Here is a 372-nt window from a genome sequence, read left to right on the forward strand (position 1 = left end):
GATCAGCCGCGGCGTGCTGATCAGCAGGCTGTCGGGCAAATCCATTTTCCAGCGCAGCAGCATGCCGACGTTCTGCTCGGCCAGCAGTTGTTCTTCGGAAAGGTTTTGCACCAGATTTGCCGCCACATCGAGGTGGCCTGCGCGTAACGCCTGTTCTACCGCCTCGTCGAGCAAGCCTTGGGCGTTGAACCAGCGACAGGCGCGAAGGTGCAGCGTCGCGGTCGGCACCATGGCTTGAGCAATCGGTCGGTTGCGCAGCAGATCCGAGAACAAATGGTGATAGCGATACCAGTGCCCGTGCTCGTCCAGCGGCACCAGAAAGACCTGATGCGCCAGTAGAAAACGCAGGATCTCGGCGCTGTCATGAGCTTC

Annotated in this window: 1 protein-coding gene; it reads right to left on the bottom strand. The window is 60.2% G+C overall.

Features of this window, described 5'->3' with window-relative positions:
- On the bottom strand, positions 1 to 372 hold a 372-nt coding region (locus tag BK660_RS33325; protein ID WP_473087031.1), incomplete at both ends, for a winged helix-turn-helix domain-containing protein.

This window comes from Pseudomonas brassicacearum (assembly GCF_003732265.1).
GTDB lineage: Bacteria > Pseudomonadota > Gammaproteobacteria > Pseudomonadales > Pseudomonadaceae > Aquipseudomonas > Aquipseudomonas brassicacearum_D.